Source organism: Streptomyces sp. NPDC059696 (genome assembly GCF_042733745.1).
Classification (GTDB): Bacteria; Actinomycetota; Actinomycetes; order Streptomycetales; family Streptomycetaceae; genus Streptomyces.
Genome location: NZ_JBHWFG010000018.1, coordinates 105,601 through 121,622, shown reverse-complemented (window position 1 = coordinate 121,622; position 16,022 = coordinate 105,601). Strand labels below are relative to the sequence as shown.

Sequence of the window (16,022 nt, the reverse complement as noted above, 5' to 3'; positions counted from 1 at the left end):
ACGGGGGACCACTGACTGCGAGGGACAGCTCGCCTGCTGTCAGTACGCGGGGAGCGTCCGCGGGCCGAGGTCGTCGCGGGCGGGAGGCGGCGCGAGGCGGACCGAGGCGCCGAGCACGCTCAGGCCGTGCGAGGCGACGACCACGGGCTCCAGGGTGACCGCGACGACCTCGGGGTGGTCGTCGACCAGCCGGGACACCCGCAGCAGCAGCTCCTCCAGGGCCCGCGTGTCGGCCGGTGCGGAGCCGCGCCAGCCGAACAGGAGGGGGGCGGTGCGGATCGAGCGCACCAGCGAGGTGGCCTCCCGGTCGGTGACCGGGATCAGCCGGTGAGCCGTGTCACCGAGCAGTTGCGAGGCGGCTCCGGCCAGCCCGAAGGAGAGCACCGCTCCGGCCGCGGGGTCGATGACGGCCCGTACGACGACGTCCACGCCGCGCGGCGCCATCCGCTGCACCACGGGCCGCAGCTCCTCGGGCGCCCCGAACAGCTCGGTCAACTCGGCGTACGCGCGGCGCAGTTGTTCCTCGTCCGCGAGATCGAGGCGGACGCCGCCCAGGTCGGCCCGGTGCCTCAGGTGCGGGGCGGTGGCCTTGAGGGCGACGGGGTGGCCGAGGGTGCGGGCGGCTTCCACGGCGTCGTCGGCAGTGGGGGCGGGCAGGGCGCGGTGGACCTGCACGCCGTAGTGGCCGAGGAGGTCGCAGGTCTCGTCCGCGCCGAGGGTGAGGCCCTGCCCGCGCGCGAGCAGGCCTTCGATCAGGGCCGCGGCGCCCCTTTCGTTGATGTCGTCGTACTCGGGCACCTTGCCGGGGTCGGCGGCGTCGCGCCGCCACTGCGCGTAGGCGACGGCCTGGCCGAGGGCCCGGACGGCGCGCTCGGCGGCGGGGTAGGCGGGGATGAGGCGGGTGTGGTCGGTGGCCTCGGCGGCGGGGATGAGACGGGTGTCCTCGGTGGCCTCGGCGGCGGGGACGCGGCCGGTGTCCTCGGTGCCCTCGGTGTCGACCCGCGCCTCGGGGGCCGGGGGTCGTCGCCCGGTGTGTGCCGGGCGTGGGACGTCGGCGGCGTCCGCCGCGGCCTGCGGTGCGGTGCTGGCCGCCGCCGACAGGGCCTCCGCGAGGCCGCCGAGCTCCACGTGGACCACCAGGACCGGCTTGCCGGGAGCCGCCGCCGATGCCGAGCGCAGGGCCTCGGCGAGAGCCGCGTCACCGACCGAGCCCTCCCCCACCGCCGGTATGGCGGTGACGACGACGGCGTCGCACCGGTCGTCGGCCAGCGCGTGGGACAGGGCCGTGTGGAAGTCGGCCGCGGAGGCCGCCGTGGTGAGGTCCTGCGGAGGGTGCGGCCTGAGGCCCTCGGCCAGGCACGCGTCGTACGTCAGCAGGCCGAGTGACTCGGAGTTGCCGAGGATCGCCACCCTGGGCCCGGCGGGCAGGGGCTGGCGGGCGAGGAGCAGGCCCGCGTCGACCAGCTCGGTGATGGTGTCGACGCGGATGACACCGGCCTGCCGCAGCAGCGCCGACACGGTCGCGTGCGGAAGCCGGGTCGCCCGCACGGCGTGCCCCTGGGGAGCGGCGCCGTGGCGTGCGCCCTGGACGACGACCAGGGGCTTGGCGGCGGCCGTACGGCGGGCGAGACGGGTGAACTTGCGGGGGTTGCCGATGGACTCCAGGTACATGAGGACGACGTCGGTGTCGGGGTCCTCGTACCAGTACTGCAGGACATCGTTGCCGGAGACGTCGGCGCGGTTGCCGGAGGAGACGAAGGTGGAGACGCCGGTGACGCCCGTGACGCCGCCGCCGCGCCGGTGCAGCCGGGACAGCAGGGCGACGCCGATGGCGCCGGACTGGGCGAACAGGCCGATCCGGCCCGGGCGCGGCACCTCGGGGGCGAGGGAGGCGTTGAGGCGTACCCGGGGTGAGGTGTTGATGATGCCGAAGGCGTTGGGGCCGATGATCCGCATGCCGTACGTACGCGCGTGCCGCACCAGGGCGCGCTGGCGTTCGCGCCCCTCGGGGCCGCTCTCGGCGTACCCGGCGGACACCACGACCAGCCCCTGCACGCCGTGTTCGCCGCACTCGGTGACGACCTCGGGGACGTGCTCGGCGGGGACGGCGACGACCGCGAGGTCGACCGGGCCGTCGATGTCCCGCACCGAACGGTGGGCGGGTACGCCGTCGAGCTCCTTGTGCCCCTCGGGGAGGGCCTTGTTCACCGCGTACAGGCGGCCGGTGAAGCCCGCGTCCCGGATGTTGCCCAGGACGCTGCGGCCCACGCCGCCCGGTGTGCGGCCGGCGCCGATGACGGCGACCGAGCCGGGGGCCAGCAGCCGCTGCACCGAGCGTGCCTCGGCGCGGTGTTCGCGCGCGTACTGCACGGCGAGGGAGCGGTCGGTGGGTTCGAGGTCGAACTCCAGACGGACGACGCCGTCCTCGAAGCTGCGCTTCTGGGTGTAGCCGGCGTCCGTGAACACCTTGATCATCTTGGTGTTGGCGGGCAGCACCTCGGCGGCGAAGCGGCGGATGCCGCGCTCGCGGGCGACGGCTCCGATGTGTTCGAGCAGGGCGGAGGCGACCCCGCGGCCCTGGTGGGCGTCCTGCACGAGGAAGGCGACCTCGGCCTCGTCGGCGGGTGCGGACGCGGGCGTTCCGTCTGCGCCGATCCGGTCGTAGCGTACGGTGGCGATGAACTCGCCGCCGACCGTGGCCGCGAGTCCCACCCGGTCCACAAAGTCGTGGTGCGTGAAGCGGTGGACGTCCTTGGCGGACAGGCGAGGGTACGGCGCGAAGAAGCGGTAGTACTTCGACTCGTCGGAGACCTGCTCGTAGAAGCTGACCAGGCGATCGGCGTCATCAACGGTGATGGGCCGGATGCGCGCGGTGCCTCCGTCGCGCAGCACCACGTCGGCTTCCCAGTGGGCGGGATACTCGTGCCGGTCCGGCGAGGTCTGCATGGGCCCCAGAGTACGGCTAGCGCCTGACAACGGCGCGAGGCAGTCTGTGGAGGGCGTCAGTCGGGTCGAGGCCGCGATCCGACGGCACCTTCCGGAGCGGAACGACAGGACCGCTCCGGGTGGGCTTCACCATATGGGAAACTGGTCTAGACAACCCTGAACACCGAAGGGCAGCAACACATGGCTGAGCGCCGCGTCAACGTCGGCTGGGCCGAGGGCCTCCACGCCCGCCCCGCCTCCATCTTCGTCCGAGCCGCCACGGCCGCAGGCGTCCCGGTGACGATCGCCAAGGCTGACGGCAACCCCGTCAACGCGGCCTCGATGCTGGCCGTCCTGGGCCTCGGCGCCCAGGGGGGCGAGGAGATCGTCCTCGCCTCCGACGCCGAGGGCGCGGACGCCGCCCTCGACCGGCTGGCGAAGCTGGTCTCCGAGGGTCTCGAGGAACTGCCCGAGACCGTCTGATTTCCCCGGCGCCCGATCCGGCGCACAGTGAAGGGCTCGTCCGAATTCACCGGGCGGGCCCTTCGCCATTGGCGATCGTCAGGGAGAAGCGATTTCCGCGGCCAGGCAGCGGAAATTAATCCCACGAGAACACACGTCGAAGAACTCGGGGAATTTCCCCCTCTTTGTATACGGCCGCCGTGTTAATGCCGCAGGCTCTCCGTGTTTACGGCATGTTGCGATTTCCTCACGCGATCGGCCCGTTCCGCCGCGGGGCCGATCCGCAGGCGGTGCGCTCCGGTCGCGCGCTCGATGTGCAGCGCCGTGACCGCCCGCGCGCGCTCGCCGTCCCCACGCGCCACCGCGTCCACGATCGCGCCGTGCTCCGTCCAGGACTCCACCGGGCTGAGCGGCGCCTCCACGGCGTACATCCACGTGATCTTGTGGCGGAGCTGGGTGAGCATCGAGGTCAGGGCGGGGCTGCCGGAGGCCTGGGCGAGCGTCTCGTGGAACCACACGCCCAGGGAGCGCAGGTCGTCGCTGGTGCCGCGACGGGCCCGGTCCTGGCCCAGGCGGACCAGGCCGCGCAGGACCTTCAGATGCGCCTCGGTGCGGCGCTGGGCGGCTCGGGCCGCACCGAGCGGCTCCAGGAGCATCCGCATCTCCAGCAGGTCGGCCGCCTCCTGCTCGGTGGGTTCGGCCACGCACGCGCCCGCGTGCCGGCGGGTCACCACGAAGCCCTCGGCCTCCAGCGTGCGCAGCGCCTCCCGGACCGGTACCCGCGAGACGCCGTATCGGCGGGCCAGGAGTTCCTCGGTGAGCCGGCTGCCGCGCGCGTGGACCCCCGCGACGATGTCGTCCCGGATGGCGGTGCACACCGAGTGCGCGGGAATACGCATGACCGACCTCCGCTTAATCCCCGTGAAACGCCGGCGAGCGGCGCGTGTTCCGTGACTCTATTGCAATGAGCCGGAATTTCCGACGGCCAGCGGGAATCCATGGATATTTTTTGGACAGCGGACATCCGAGGAGCCGCCCGGAGGCGACCGGGGTGCCGTCACGCGGTGCGCGAACGCCGAAAGCCCCGGCTCGGGGAGCCGGGGCTTTCGAAAACGGCGACGAGCTTCCGGTCAGAGGCTGACGCCGTGCGAACGGAGGTAGGCGACCGGGTCGATGTCCGAGCCGTACTCGGGGCTCGTACGGGCCTCGAAGTGCAGGTGCGGGCCGGTGACGTTGCCGGTCGCGCCGGACAGGCCGATCTGCTGGCCGGGGGTGACCTTCTGGCCGACCGAGACGCCGATGGACGACAGGTGGCCGTACTGGGTGTACGTGCCGTCGTTCATCTTGATCACGATGTTGTTGCCGTAGGAGCCGCCCCAGCCGGCCTCGACGACCTCGCCCATGCCGACCGCGTGGACGGAGGTGCCGCTGGCGGCGTGGAAGTCCACGCCGGTGTGGCTGCCGGAGGACCACAGACCGCTGCTGGCCTTGTAGGCGGTGGACACGTACGAGCCGGAGATCGGGGCCACGAAGGCGTTGAGGCGCTTGCGCTCGGCCTCGCGGGCGGCGCGCTCCTTGGCCGCACGGGCCTTCTCGGCCGCCTCCTTGGCCCGCTCGGCCACCTCGGCGGCCCGCTTGCGGGCGGCCTCCTCGGCCTTCTGCTTGGCGGCGGCCTCCTCGGCGGCCTGATGCTGCGCGACGGCCTGGGCGTCGATCTGCTGGGCGACGGTGTCGCCCATGGTGACGACCGGGGTGAGACCCGTCTGCTCCGCGCTGGGCTCGGCGGCGAAGGCCGCGGGGGCCGCCACGGTGCCGATCACGCCGGTGGTGGCGAGGGCCGCCACGCCTGCCGCACGGGCGGTGCCGCGCTGGATCCTGCTGGGACGCCGGTGCTTCCCGGTGGCGCGAGTGAACGCCATGTGGTGGCTGATCCTTTCCTTCCCTCTCGCCTACCGGGTTAGCTGACGGGTTCGGAGCAGGAAGGTCTCCTACGGGCTCCCTCGCGGCACGCGCGGGAGTCCGATTCACCCCAGGGACTGCGGTGGGTCCCCGGCTCCCCTGGCTCGCGCCGTACGGGGACTCGGCGATGACTGTCCGGTGCCGCGGGCGCGGCGCACTGCCTGACGAACAGCCCGGACGACGCTAAGCGGCGCCGCTTTCAATTCCCAAACGAATCCCGGCTTTTGTAGCGCATCCCACAGGTCAGACAGGCAACTCCCATACCAATTCGGGCACAAAGGGACCCTGGTGCCTTCAAAGACATCCAGGGCCCCTGCGCGTGCCTGCCGCTCCTCGGCTGCTACTCGGCGGAGACGACGGTGACTTCGCCGATGCCGAGGGCCTCCACGGGGGCCTTGATCTGCGCCGCGTCACCGACGAGGACCGTCACCAGGCGGTCCACCGGGAAGGCGCTGACGGCCGCCGCGGTGGCCTCCACGGTGCCGGTCGCAGCGAGCTGCCGGTACAGCGTGGCCTGGTAGTCGTCGGGCAGGTGCTGCTCGACCTGGTCGGCCAGCGTGCTCGCGACGGCCGCCGCCGTCTCGTACTTGAGCGGCGCCACGCCGACCAGGTTCTGCACGGCGACGTCCCGTTCGGCGTCGGTCAGGCCCTCCGCGGCCAGGGTGCGCAGCACCGTCCAGAGGTCCTCCAGGGCGGGGCCGGTGTTGGGGGTGTCCACGGACCCGCTGATGGCGAGCAGCGCGGCACCGGTGCCGTCCGGGGCGGACCGGAGGACCTGGCCGAACGCCCGGACGCCGTAGGTGTAGCCCTTCTCCTCGCGCAGGACGCGGTCCAGGCGCGAGGTGAGGGTGCCGCCCAGGCAGTACGTGCCGAGCACCTGCGCCGGCCACACGCGGTCGTGCCGGTCGGGACCGATCCGGCCGATCAGCAGCTGCGTCTGGACGGCGCCGGGGCGGTCCACGATGACGACCCGGCCGGTGTCGTCGGCGGTCACCGGCGGCACCGGCCGCGGCTCCGCCGGGGAGCCCGTCCAGGCGCCCAGCGTGTCCGCGAGCAGGGCGTCGAGGTCGATGCCCGTGAGGTCGCCGACGACCACGGCGGTGGCGGTGGCGGGACGGACGTGCTTCTCGTAGAAGGCGCGTACGGCCGCGGAGTCGATCGCGGCGACGGTCTCCTCGGTGCCCTGCCGCGGCCGCGACATGCGGGAGTCCGCCGGGAACAGCTCCTTGGAGAGCTCCTTCGCGCCGCGGCGCGAGGGGTTGGCCAGCTCGTGCGGGATCTCGTCGAGGCGGTTGTTCACCAGCCGCTCGACCTCGCTGTCGGCGAACGCGGGCGCCCTCAGGGCGTCGGCGATCAGCCCCAGCCCCTTGGCGAGCCGGGAGGCCGGCACCTCCAGGCTGAGCCGGACACCGGGGTGGTCGGCGTGCGCGTCGAGGGTGGCGCCGGCACGCTCCAGCTCGGCCGCGAAGTCCTCGGCGGAGTGCTTGTCGGTGCCCTCGGAGAACGCCCGGGCCATGATCGTGGCCACACCGTCGAGGCCGGCGGGCTCGGCGTCCAGGGGGGCGTCGAGCAGCACCTCCACGGCGACGACCTGCTGGCCGGGGCGGTGGCAGCGCAGCACCGTCAGGCCGTTGCCGAGCGCGCCGCGCTCGGGGGCGGGGAAGGCCCACGGCTTGGCGTCGCCCGCCTGCGGCCGGGGGTGGAAGTCCATCGTGGCGAGCTCGGTCACCGGGCCGCCTCCTCGTTCTCGTCCTGGTCGGCGGGGGTTGCGGGGGCGGTCGGCTCGTAGACGAGGACCGCACGGTTGTCGGGCCGCAGGCGGGCCTTGGCGACCTCCTGGACCTCCTCCGGCGTGATCTCCAGCACGCGCTGGACCGCGGTCAGGGCCAGCTGCGGGTCGCCGAACAGCACGGCGTACCGGCACAGTTCGTCGGCGCGGCCCGCGACCGTGCCGAGCCGGTCCAGCCACTCGCGCTCCAACTGGGCCTGGGCGCGCTCCATCTCCTCGGCCGTGGGGCCCTCCTCGGCGAACCGGGCGAGCTCCTCGTCGATGGCGGTCTCGATGACCGGAACCTCCACGTCACCGGAGGTCTTCACGTCCAGCCACCCCAGGGAGGGCGCCCCGGCGAGCCGCAGCAGGCCGAAGCCGGCCGCCACGGCCGTGCGGTCGCGGCGCACGAGGCGGTTGTAGAGGCGGGAGGACTCGCCGCCGCCGAGGACGGTGAGGGCCAGGTCGACCGCGTCGCACTCCCGCGTGCCGTCGTGCGGCAGGCGGTAGGCGGCCATCAGGGCACGGGCCGGGACCTCCTCCTCGACGACCTCGCGCAGCTGCTCGCCGATGATCTCCGGCAGCGAGCCGTCGCGGGGGGCGGGCTTGCCGTTGTGGCCGGGGATGGAGCCGAAGTACTTCTCGACCCAGGCGAGGGTCTGCTCCGGGTCGATGTCGCCGACCACGGACAGCACGGCGTTGTTCGGCGCGTAGTAGGTGCGGAAGAAGGCGCGCGCGTCCTCCAGCGTCGCCGCGTCCAGGTCGGCCATCGAGCCGATCGGCGTGTGGTGGTACGGGTGGCCCTCCGGGTACATGAGGGCGGTCAGCTTCTCGAAGGCGGTGCCGTACGGGACGTTGTCGTAGCGCTGGCGGCGCTCGTTCTTGACGACGTCGCGCTGGTTCTCCATCGACTCGTCGTCGAGCGCGGTCAGCAGCGAGCCCATGCGGTCGGCCTCGAGCCAGAGGGCGAGCTCCAGCTCGTGGGCGGGCATGGTCTCGAAGTAGTTGGTCCGCTCGAAGCTGGTCGTGCCGTTCAGCGAGCCGCCCGCGCCCTGGACGAGCTCGAAATGACCATTGCCCTTGACCTGCGCGGAGCCCTGGAACATGAGGTGCTCGAAAAGGTGAGCCAGGCCGGTACGCCCCTTGACTTCATGGCGTGAACCGACGTCGTACCAGAGGCACACCGCCGCGACGGGGGTCAGGTGGTCCTCGGAGAGCACCACGCGCAGGCCGTTGGCCAGGCGGTGCTCGGTCGCTGTCAGGCCTCCGGAGCCTGCCTGGGCTGTGGCCGTGTGACCCATGGGCATGTACGTCCCCTCGATCGCTGAGCGGTTGTTCGGACCGCGGATTTCTGCCGGTCCTGCCACTGTATGCAAGCGTGCGGAGCCCTGGTGAAGTTCCCGGCGGCGACCTCGCCCCGCAGCACGGGATGCGCCCCGGACCGGGTCGCGGTCCCGGTTGTCAGTGCGGCGGTCCACAATGGTCGGCGTCAGTTCTCGTTCACGCTTCAGCATGAGCGAGCCGAAGGGCGCGCCGGTGATGAACGGCGAGCGCGCGCGGAGGCCCGAAGTCCGAGCACGATCGGCCTCTCATCACCGGCATCAGTGCCCGTAGGCGAGCGACCAGGAAACAGAAGGAGCCGGCAGCGATGGCCCGCCGCAGCACGAAGACCCCGCCGCCCGACGACTCGTACGAGGAGCGGATCCTCGACATCGACGTCGTCGACGAGATGCAGGGCTCCTTCCTCGAGTACGCGTACTCGGTCATCTACTCCCGCGCCCTGCCGGACGCACGCGACGGCCTCAAGCCGGTGCACCGCCGCATCGTCTACCAGATGAGCGAGATGGGCCTGCGCCCCGAGCGGGGGTACGTCAAGTGCGCCCGCGTGGTCGGCGAGGTGATGGGCAAGCTGCACCCGCACGGCGACGCGTCGATCTACGACGCCCTCGTGCGCATGGCCCAGCCCTTCTCGATGCGGGTCCCGCTGGTCGACGGCCACGGCAACTTCGGCTCGCTGGGCAACGACGACCCGCCGGCCGCCATGCGGTACACCGAGTGCCGGATGGCCGAGGCCACGAGCCTGATGACGGAGTCCATCGACGAGGACACCGTCGACTTCAACCCCAACTACGACGGCCAGGAGCAGGAGCCGGTGGCCCTGCCCGCCGCCTTCCCGAACCTCCTGGTCAACGGCGCCTCGGGCATCGCGGTCGGCATGGCCACGAACATGGCGCCGCACAACCTGCGCGAGGTCATCGCCGCCGCCCGCCACCTGATCAGGCACCCCAACGCCGATCTCGACGCCCTGATGAAGCACGTCCCGGGCCCCGACCTGCCCACGGGCGGCCGCATCGTCGGCCTGTCCGGGATCCGGGACGCCTACGAGTCCGGCCGCGGCACGTTCAAGATCCGGGCGACGGTGTCGGTGGAGCCGGTGACGGCCCGTCGCAAGGGTCTCGTCGTGACGGAGCTGCCGTTCACGGTCGGCCCCGAGAAGGTCATCGCCAAGATCAAGGACCTGGTCGGGTCGAAGAAGCTCCAGGGCATCGCCGACGTCAAGGACCTCACCGACCGCGAGCACGGCCTGCGTCTGGTGATCGAGATCAAGAACGGTTTCGTGCCGGAGGCGGTCCTGGAGCAGCTCTACAAGCTGACGCCGATGGAGGAGTCCTTCGGCATCAACAACGTGGCGCTGGTGGACGGCCAGCCGCTCACCCTGGGGCTCAAGGAGCTCCTGGAGGTCTACCTCGACCACCGCTTCAACGTCGTACGGCGGCGCTCGGAGTTCCGCCGCGGCAAGAAGCGGGACCGGCTGCACCTGGTCGAGGGTCTGCTGACGGCCCTGCTCGACATCGACGAGGTCATCCGCCTGATCCGCTCCAGTGAGAACTCCGCGCAGGCCAAGCAGCGCCTGATCGAGCAGTTCTCGCTGAGCGAGGTGCAGACGCAGTACATCCTGGACACGCCGCTGCGCCGTCTCACCAAGTACGACCGCATCGAGCTGGAGGCCGAGAAGGACCGGCTCACGGCGGAGATCGAGGAGCTGACCCGGATCCTCGACTCGGACGCGGAGCTGCGCAAGCTGGTCTCCTCCGAACTGGCCACGGTCGCCAAGAAGTTCGGCACCGACCGGCGTACGGTCCTGCTGGAGTCGGGCGGTGCCCCGGTGGCGGCCGTGCCGCTGCAGGTGGCCGACGACCCGTGCCGGGTGCTGCTGTCCTCCACGGGCCTGCTGGCCCGCACGGCGAACGGCGAGCCGTTCGCGAAGGAGGCCGGCGCCAAGCGCGTGAAGCACGACGTGATCGTCTCGGCGGTGCCCGCCACGGCCCGCGGCGAGGTGGGCGCGGTCACCTCCGCGGGCAGGCTGCTGCGGCTGAACGTGATCGACCTGCCCCAGCTGCCCGAGTCGCTGCCCTCACCGAACCTCGCGGGCGGCGCCCCGCTGGCGGAGTTCGTCTCCCTGGAGGACGACGAGACGGTGGTCTGCCTGACCACGCTCGACGAATCGTCGCCGGGCCTGGCACTGGGCACGGCCCAGGGCGTCGTCAAGCGCGTGGTGCCGGACTACCCGGCCAACAAGGAAGAGCTCGAGGTGATCACCCTCAAGGAGGGCGACCGGATCGTCGGCGCGGTCGAGCTGCGCACCGGCGAGGAGGACCTGGTCTTCATCACCGACGACGCACAGCTGCTGCGTTTCCAGGCGGCGCAGGTCCGCCCGCAGGGCCGTCCGGCCGGTGGTGTGGCGGGCGTCAAGCTCGCCGAGGGCGCGAAGGTCATCTCGTTCACGGCGGTGGACCCGGCCGTGGACGCCGTGGTCTTCACCGTCGCGGGCTCGCGGGGCACGCTGGACGACTCCGTCCAGACGACGGCCAAGCTGACCCCCTTCGACCAGTACCCGCGCAAGGGCCGCGCCACCGGCGGTGTCCGCTGCCAGCGGTTCCTGAAGGGCGAGGACTGCCTGTCCCTGGCCTGGGCGGGGCCCGCCCCGGCCCTGGCGGCGCAGAAGAACGGCACACCGGCCGAGCTCCCGGAGATCGACCCGCGCCGCGACGGCTCGGGGGTGTCCCTGGCGAAGACGGTGGCGGTCGTGGCCGGGCCCGTCTAGGCCGGGTCGGTCCAGGCCGGGTCGGTCCAGGCCGGGTCGGTCCAGGCCGGGTCGGTCCAGGCCGGGTCCGCGCCGTCGTCCTCGGGATGGCGCACGTACCGCAGGACGCCCCACATGCCGTGCTCGTCGGCGTGTGGGGCGTCGTTCCTGCACGCCTCCAGTTCCTTGCCGAGAGCGGTGGTGTCGATGCCGGAGCCGATGAGGACGAGCTGGGTGAGGCGCTCGTCGCCGGCCGGCCAGGGCTCGGGGTAGAAGCGCAGGAAGCGCCCGACCGCGTGGACGGCGTAGCGGTTGCGCAGGTCGTGCGGCCCGAAGTCGACGTAGCCCTTGATCCGGTACAGCCCCTCGGGCCGGCTGTCGAGGAAGGTCATCAGCCGGCGCGGGTCGAGGGGCTCGGGCGAGACGAACGACAGGCTGTCGTAGGCGGTGTGCAGGTGGCCGGTGTGGTCCTCGCCCGGGTGGTCCTCGCTCCCGTCAGGGCCGTGTTCGTGCAGGTCGTCGAAGGACAGCTGACCGATGCGTTCCTCGCTCGGCCGGCAGTCGAAGAGGAACTCGGGGTCGATCCGGCCGTAGGTGGCCGGGACGACGGCGGCGCGGTCGACGAGGGACCGGACCAGCCCGAGGACGCGCTCGCCGTCCCGCGCGCGGTCGAGCTTGTTGACCACGACCAGGTCGGCCAGCGCCAGGTGCCGGTCGATCTCGGGGTGCCGGCTGCGGACCTCGTCGAACTCGGCGGCGTCGACGACCTCGACGAGCCCGCCGTAGACGACCCCCGGATGCTCGCTGGCCAGCAGCATCCGCACGAGCTCCTGCGGCTCGGCGAGACCGCTGGCCTCGATGACGATGACGTCGATGCCGAGGGAGGGCTCCGCCAGCCGCTCCAGGTACCGGTCCAGTTCGCTCGCGTCGACGGCACAGCACAGACAGCCGTTGCCGAGGGAGACCGTCGAGTCGCCGAGCGCACCCGCCACGGCCATCGCGTCGATCTCGATCGCCCCGAAGTCGTTGACGAGGGCACCGATACGGCTGCCCCCGCTGCGGTGCAGGAGGTGATTGAGCAGGGTGGTCTTCCCCGAACCGAGGAATCCCGCCAGGACGACGACCGGGATCTGCTGCGGGTGCGGGCTCGGCTGGCTCACCGTGCGACCTTTCTCGCGCCGACGCGTGCACCGGCTCGCGTTCCCGGCACACGTGGGGGATGGGGATGCCGCCCCAGAATACGAGCCGGGAGATCCACACCGAAGTGAAGGACCCTCGGCAGCGCGACCCGGCGAGCACTCGCCGCGGAGGCCGCCGGGTGGTCTTCACGCAGGTCGGAGGCCTCCTCAGCCACTGCCGGAGTAGAACGGGCCGGGGTCGGCGGTCGTCACGGCGCAAGTCAGGTTAGGCTCACCTCTGTGAGTACGTGCTCAAGCGTCTCCCGGGACTTCGACGAGCCCGTTCCGGGAACCGCGGCCACCGCGAGGACCTGGCTGTTGCTGGAACAGCCCGGTCCGTGGGGTGCCAAGGCGCTCACCTCGAGCCACCTGGACCCCGCCCTGGGGCGTGCCCTGGAGGCGGCCGCCAAGGACACCGGCGTGCGGATCGCGCTCATCCGCCGCCCCGGGCGCCATGCGGACCGCCGCATGCCCGCCACCCGCCGGGTGTACGTGGCACACGTGGTCCCGGGGAACGTGTGGCTGCGCAGCGCCTCGACCGCGGACCCCGGGCAGCTGCTCGATCTCGACTTCGCGGCGCTCGGCCGGGGCGACCACCGCACGTTCGACGCGCTGCTCGGCGGCCGGCCCCACGACGGCGGCCCGCTGGCCCTCGTCTGCACCAACGGCAAGCGTGACCGCTGCTGCGCCCTCCTCGGCCGCCCCCTCGCGGCCGAACTGGCGGCGTCCGGCGTCGAGGGCGTCTGGGAGGTCACCCACCTGGGTGGTCACCGCTTCTCCCCCACGGCTCTCGTGCTGCCGTACGGATACGCGTACGGCCGTGCCGAGGCCCACACCCTCAAGGACGCCCTGCACGCCGCCCGGGAGGGACGGATCGTCGTGGAGGGGTGCCGGGGCAGCTCGGCCTGGGACCGGCCCGGCCAGGCCGCCGAACTCGCCGTACGCACCAGGACCGGCGAATGCACCGCGGAGGCGCTGAGCGTCGTCCGGACGGCCGGCGCGGCCCCGCGCTGGGAGGTGACCGTCGCCCACACCGACGGACGCCGCTGGCAGGTCGACGTCGCGCAGAACGCGGGCCTGCCGCCCCGCCCGGAGAGCTGCGGGGCGTCCGTCCTCGGCTCGCCCGCCCGGATGGACGTGGTGGCCGTGCGCGAGCTGCGACTCGCGACGGCACTGGCCGGCTGACGACCGTATCGATCTGGAGATCCACGCCACACCCGTCTGGGGTGGGCAGCCGTCCGCACGTACGGTCGTGGGTATGAGCCGCACTCCCCCCGCACGCCGCCTGCGCCTCGGCCTGCCCCGGAGGGTCTTCTCACAGGTGCTGCTGATGCAGGTGGCGATCGCCGCGGGAGTCGCGGTGCTGGCCACCGGGCTGTTCCTCGCGCCTCTGAGCAACCAGCTGGACGACCAGGCCATGCGCCGCGCGCTCGCGATCGCGCAGACGACCGCGCAACTGCCCGACCTCGCGAAGGACCTCCGCGACACCCCGCCCTCGCCGAACGGCCCGGTCCAGCGGGAAGCCGAGCGGATCCGCAAGGCCACCCAGGCCGAGTACGTCGTGGTGATGGACTGGCGGGGCGTGCGCTGGTCCCACACCGACCCGAGGCAGATCGGCGGCATCGTCTCCACCGACCCCGGCCAGGCCCTGGCCGGCAAGCAGGTCATGGAGATCGACAGCGGCACCCTCGGCCGCTCCGCCCGGGGCAAGGTGCCGCTGCGCGACAGCGACGGCAGCGTCATCGGCGCGGTCTCGGTCGGCATCGCCTACGACAGCGTCCGGGCCCGCCTGATCCACGCCATCCCGGGGCTGCTGGCGTACGCCGGCGGTGCCCTGGCCGTGGGCGCGCTGGCCGCCTGGGTCATCTCACGGCGGGTCCAGCGGCAGACCAGGGACCTGGCCTTCTCGGACATCGCGGCACTCCTGTCCGAACGTGAGGCGATGCTGCACGGCATCCGTGAGGGCGTCGTCGCCCTGGACCGCAGCGGCCGCATCCGCCTCGTGAACGACGAGGCACAGCGCCTGCTGGGCATCGGAGAGGCGGTGGGCCGCTCGCCCGACGAGGCGCTCGGCACGGGCCGTACGGCCGATGTGCTGGCCGGACGGGTCACCGGCACGGACCTGCTCACCGTGCGCGGCCAGCGGGTGCTGGTCGCCAACCGCATGCCCACCGACGACGGCGGTGCCGTGGCCACCCTGCGCGACCGCACCGAGCTGGAGCAGCTGGGCCGCGAGCTGGACTCCACGCGCGGTCTGATCGACGCCCTGCGCGCCCAGGACCACGAGCACGCCAACCGCATGCACACGCTTCTGGGGCTGCTCGAACTCGAGATGTACGACGATGCCGTCGAGTTCGTCGGCGAGGTGGTCGGCGACCACCGGGCCACCGCGGAACAGGTCACCGAACGGATCGAGGACCCGTTGCTCGCCGCCCTGCTGGTCGGCAAGGCGACCGTCGCGGCCGAGCGCGGCGTCGCCCTGTGGGTGTCGGACCGGACCCGGCTGCCCGACCGGCTGATCGACCCGCAGGGCCTGGTCACGGTCGTGGGGAACCTGGTGGACAACGCCCTCGACGCCGTCGCCGGCGAGCCGCACGCGCGCGTGGAGGTCGAACTGCGCGCCGAGGAGCGCACGGTGATCCTGAGGGTGCGCGACACGGGCCCGGGGATCCCGCCGGAGCACCGGGAGTTGATCTTCACGACGGGATGGTCTACGAAGAAGCCGCCGGCTCACCGCGAGCGGGGCATCGGACTCTCCCTGGTGCGCCGACTGGCCGAACGGCAGGGTGGGAGCGCGTCCGTCGGCGAAGCACACGGCGGCGGCGCGGAGTTCACCGTCGTCCTGCCCGAGGCGCTGTCCGAGTCAGGCCCCGAACCGGCCGCGCAGACCGTGCCCCCCGCTCCGCAGACCGCCGAGAAGGAGTCGTGATGATCGAGGTCCTGGTCGTGGACGACGACGTGAGAGTCGCGCGGGTCAACGCCGCCTACGTGGAGAAGGTGCCGGGCTTCCATGTCGCCGGTGAGGCCCACAGCGCCGCGGAAGCGCTGCATCGGCTGGAGACACTGCCGCGACTGGACCTGGTCCTCCTGGACCACTACCTGCCCGATGCCACGGGGCTCGAGGTCGTCCAGGAGATGCGGCGGCGCGGCGACCAGACCGACGTGATCATGGTGACGGCGGCCCGTGACGTCTCCACCGTGCAGGCGGCGATGCGGCACGGCGCCCTGCAGTACCTGGTCAAGCCGTTCGCCTTCGCCGGGCTGCGCGGCAAGCTGGAGGCCTACGCGGAACTGCGCCGCACCCTCGACGGCGGCGGGGAGGCGGAACAGGCCGAGGTGGACCGCATCTTCGGCGCGCTGTCGGCCCCCTCGGAGCCGGACCTGCCCAAGGGCCACTCCCCCACCACCGCCGAGCTGGTCCGCCAGTCCCTGATGCACGCGGAGGGGCCCCTGTCCGCCCTGGAGATCGCCGAGCGGACCGGGGTGAGCCGCCAGACCGCCCAGCGCTATCTGAAGCTCCTGGAGCGCACAGGACGGGCCAGGCTCACCCTCAAGTACGGCGACGCGGGCCGCCCGGAACACCGTTACGTGTGGGCGACCCGCGGTTAGGACGGCAGCCCGGCGTGGCTGGTAGCCGTTCTGACCC

Annotated in this window: 11 protein-coding genes and 1 riboswitch; of the genes, 5 read left to right on the top strand and 6 right to left on the bottom strand. The window is 72.5% G+C overall.

What is annotated here, in order from left to right; genetic code table 11:
* Positions 1–39: 39 nt before the first annotated feature.
* Positions 40–2,946 carry a GNAT family N-acetyltransferase gene (locus ACFV20_RS21135; protein ID WP_385658648.1) on the bottom strand — a complete coding sequence of 969 codons (2,907 nt, stop codon included), beginning with the start codon at positions 2,944–2,946 and terminating at the stop codon, positions 40–42.
* Between the two features lie 180 nt (positions 2,947–3,126).
* Between ACFV20_RS21135 and ACFV20_RS21130 the strand changes: the two genes are divergently transcribed.
* Positions 3,127–3,408: an HPr family phosphocarrier protein gene (locus ACFV20_RS21130; protein ID WP_003993478.1), complete on the top strand. Its 282-nt coding sequence runs from the start codon at positions 3,127–3,129 to the stop codon at positions 3,406–3,408.
* 182 nt (positions 3,409–3,590) lie between these two features.
* Here the strand turns inward: ACFV20_RS21130 and ACFV20_RS21125 are convergent, their stop codons facing one another.
* The 4 genes from ACFV20_RS21125 to ACFV20_RS21110 form a co-directional block, all read right to left on the bottom strand.
* Positions 3,591–4,286: a GntR family transcriptional regulator gene (locus ACFV20_RS21125; protein ID WP_385658646.1), complete on the bottom strand. Its 696-nt coding sequence runs from the start codon at positions 4,284–4,286 to the stop codon at positions 3,591–3,593.
* 231 nt (positions 4,287–4,517) lie between these two features.
* Entirely contained in the window at positions 4,518–5,306 is a 789-nt protein-coding gene (locus ACFV20_RS21120; RefSeq protein WP_385658644.1) for a M23 family metallopeptidase, read from the bottom strand.
* Between the two features lie 12 nt (positions 5,307–5,318).
* A riboswitch (cyclic di-AMP (ydaO/yuaA leader) is annotated at positions 5,319–5,483 on the bottom strand.
* 203 nt (positions 5,484–5,686) lie between these two features.
* A complete protein-coding gene (locus ACFV20_RS21115; protein ID WP_385658642.1) occupies positions 5,687–7,075 on the bottom strand; it encodes a M16 family metallopeptidase in 1,389 nt (462 codons plus the stop codon).
* Positions 7,072–8,415: a M16 family metallopeptidase gene (locus ACFV20_RS21110; protein WP_385658685.1), complete on the bottom strand. Its 1,344-nt coding sequence runs from the start codon at positions 8,413–8,415 to the stop codon at positions 7,072–7,074. Before ACFV20_RS21110 ends, ACFV20_RS21115 begins: the two co-directional genes overlap by 4 nt.
* Before the next feature lie 347 nt (positions 8,416–8,762).
* Here ACFV20_RS21110 and ACFV20_RS21105 point away from each other — a divergent pair, with 347 nt between their 5' ends.
* Positions 8,763–11,219, top strand: a complete 2,457-nt coding sequence (locus tag ACFV20_RS21105) for a DNA topoisomerase (ATP-hydrolyzing) subunit A (protein ID WP_385658640.1) — start codon at positions 8,763–8,765, stop codon at positions 11,217–11,219.
* Here the strand turns inward: ACFV20_RS21105 and ACFV20_RS21100 are convergent.
* The gene (locus tag ACFV20_RS21100; protein WP_385658638.1) at positions 11,216–12,358 is read right to left on the bottom strand and encodes a CobW family GTP-binding protein; all 1,143 of its coding nucleotides are present in this window, start codon (positions 12,356–12,358) and stop codon (positions 11,216–11,218) included. The two genes, ACFV20_RS21105 and ACFV20_RS21100, sit on opposite strands and share 4 nt — an antisense overlap.
* 258 nt (positions 12,359–12,616) lie before the next feature.
* On the opposite strand from ACFV20_RS21100, the gene ACFV20_RS21095 reads away from it, so the two are divergent.
* From ACFV20_RS21095 to ACFV20_RS21085, 3 genes are all read left to right on the top strand, one after another.
* Complete coding sequence (locus ACFV20_RS21095; protein WP_385658636.1) at positions 12,617–13,561, top strand: sucrase ferredoxin; 945 nt, start codon at positions 12,617–12,619, stop codon at positions 13,559–13,561.
* Between the two features lie 73 nt (positions 13,562–13,634).
* Positions 13,635–15,305, top strand: coding sequence for an ATP-binding protein (locus tag ACFV20_RS21090; protein WP_385658634.1), 1,671 nt, complete (start codon positions 13,635–13,637; stop codon positions 15,303–15,305).
* Positions 15,305–15,985 carry a response regulator gene (locus ACFV20_RS21085; RefSeq protein WP_234846544.1) on the top strand — a complete coding sequence of 227 codons (681 nt, stop codon included), beginning with the start codon at positions 15,305–15,307 and terminating at the stop codon, positions 15,983–15,985. The genes ACFV20_RS21090 and ACFV20_RS21085 overlap by 1 nt, the downstream gene beginning before the upstream one ends.
* Positions 15,986–16,022: the final 37 nt, after the last annotated feature.

Coding starts and splice junctions, on each gene's coding strand:
- ACFV20_RS21105 (WP_385658640.1), top strand. CDS start 8,763: ATGGCCCGCCGCAGCACGAAGACCCCGCCGCCCGACGACTCGTACGAG.
- ACFV20_RS21110 (WP_385658685.1), bottom strand. CDS start 8,415: ATGGGTCACACGGCCACAGCCCAGGCAGGCTCCGGAGGCCTGACAGCG.
- ACFV20_RS21090 (WP_385658634.1), top strand. CDS start 13,635: ATGAGCCGCACTCCCCCCGCACGCCGCCTGCGCCTCGGCCTGCCCCGG.
- ACFV20_RS21130 (WP_003993478.1), top strand. CDS start 3,127: ATGGCTGAGCGCCGCGTCAACGTCGGCTGGGCCGAGGGCCTCCACGCC.
- ACFV20_RS21135 (WP_385658648.1), bottom strand. CDS start 2,946: ATGCAGACCTCGCCGGACCGGCACGAGTATCCCGCCCACTGGGAAGCC.
- ACFV20_RS21125 (WP_385658646.1), bottom strand. CDS start 4,286: ATGCGTATTCCCGCGCACTCGGTGTGCACCGCCATCCGGGACGACATC.
- ACFV20_RS21120 (WP_385658644.1), bottom strand. CDS start 5,306: ATGGCGTTCACTCGCGCCACCGGGAAGCACCGGCGTCCCAGCAGGATC.
- ACFV20_RS21085 (WP_234846544.1), top strand. CDS start 15,305: ATGATCGAGGTCCTGGTCGTGGACGACGACGTGAGAGTCGCGCGGGTC.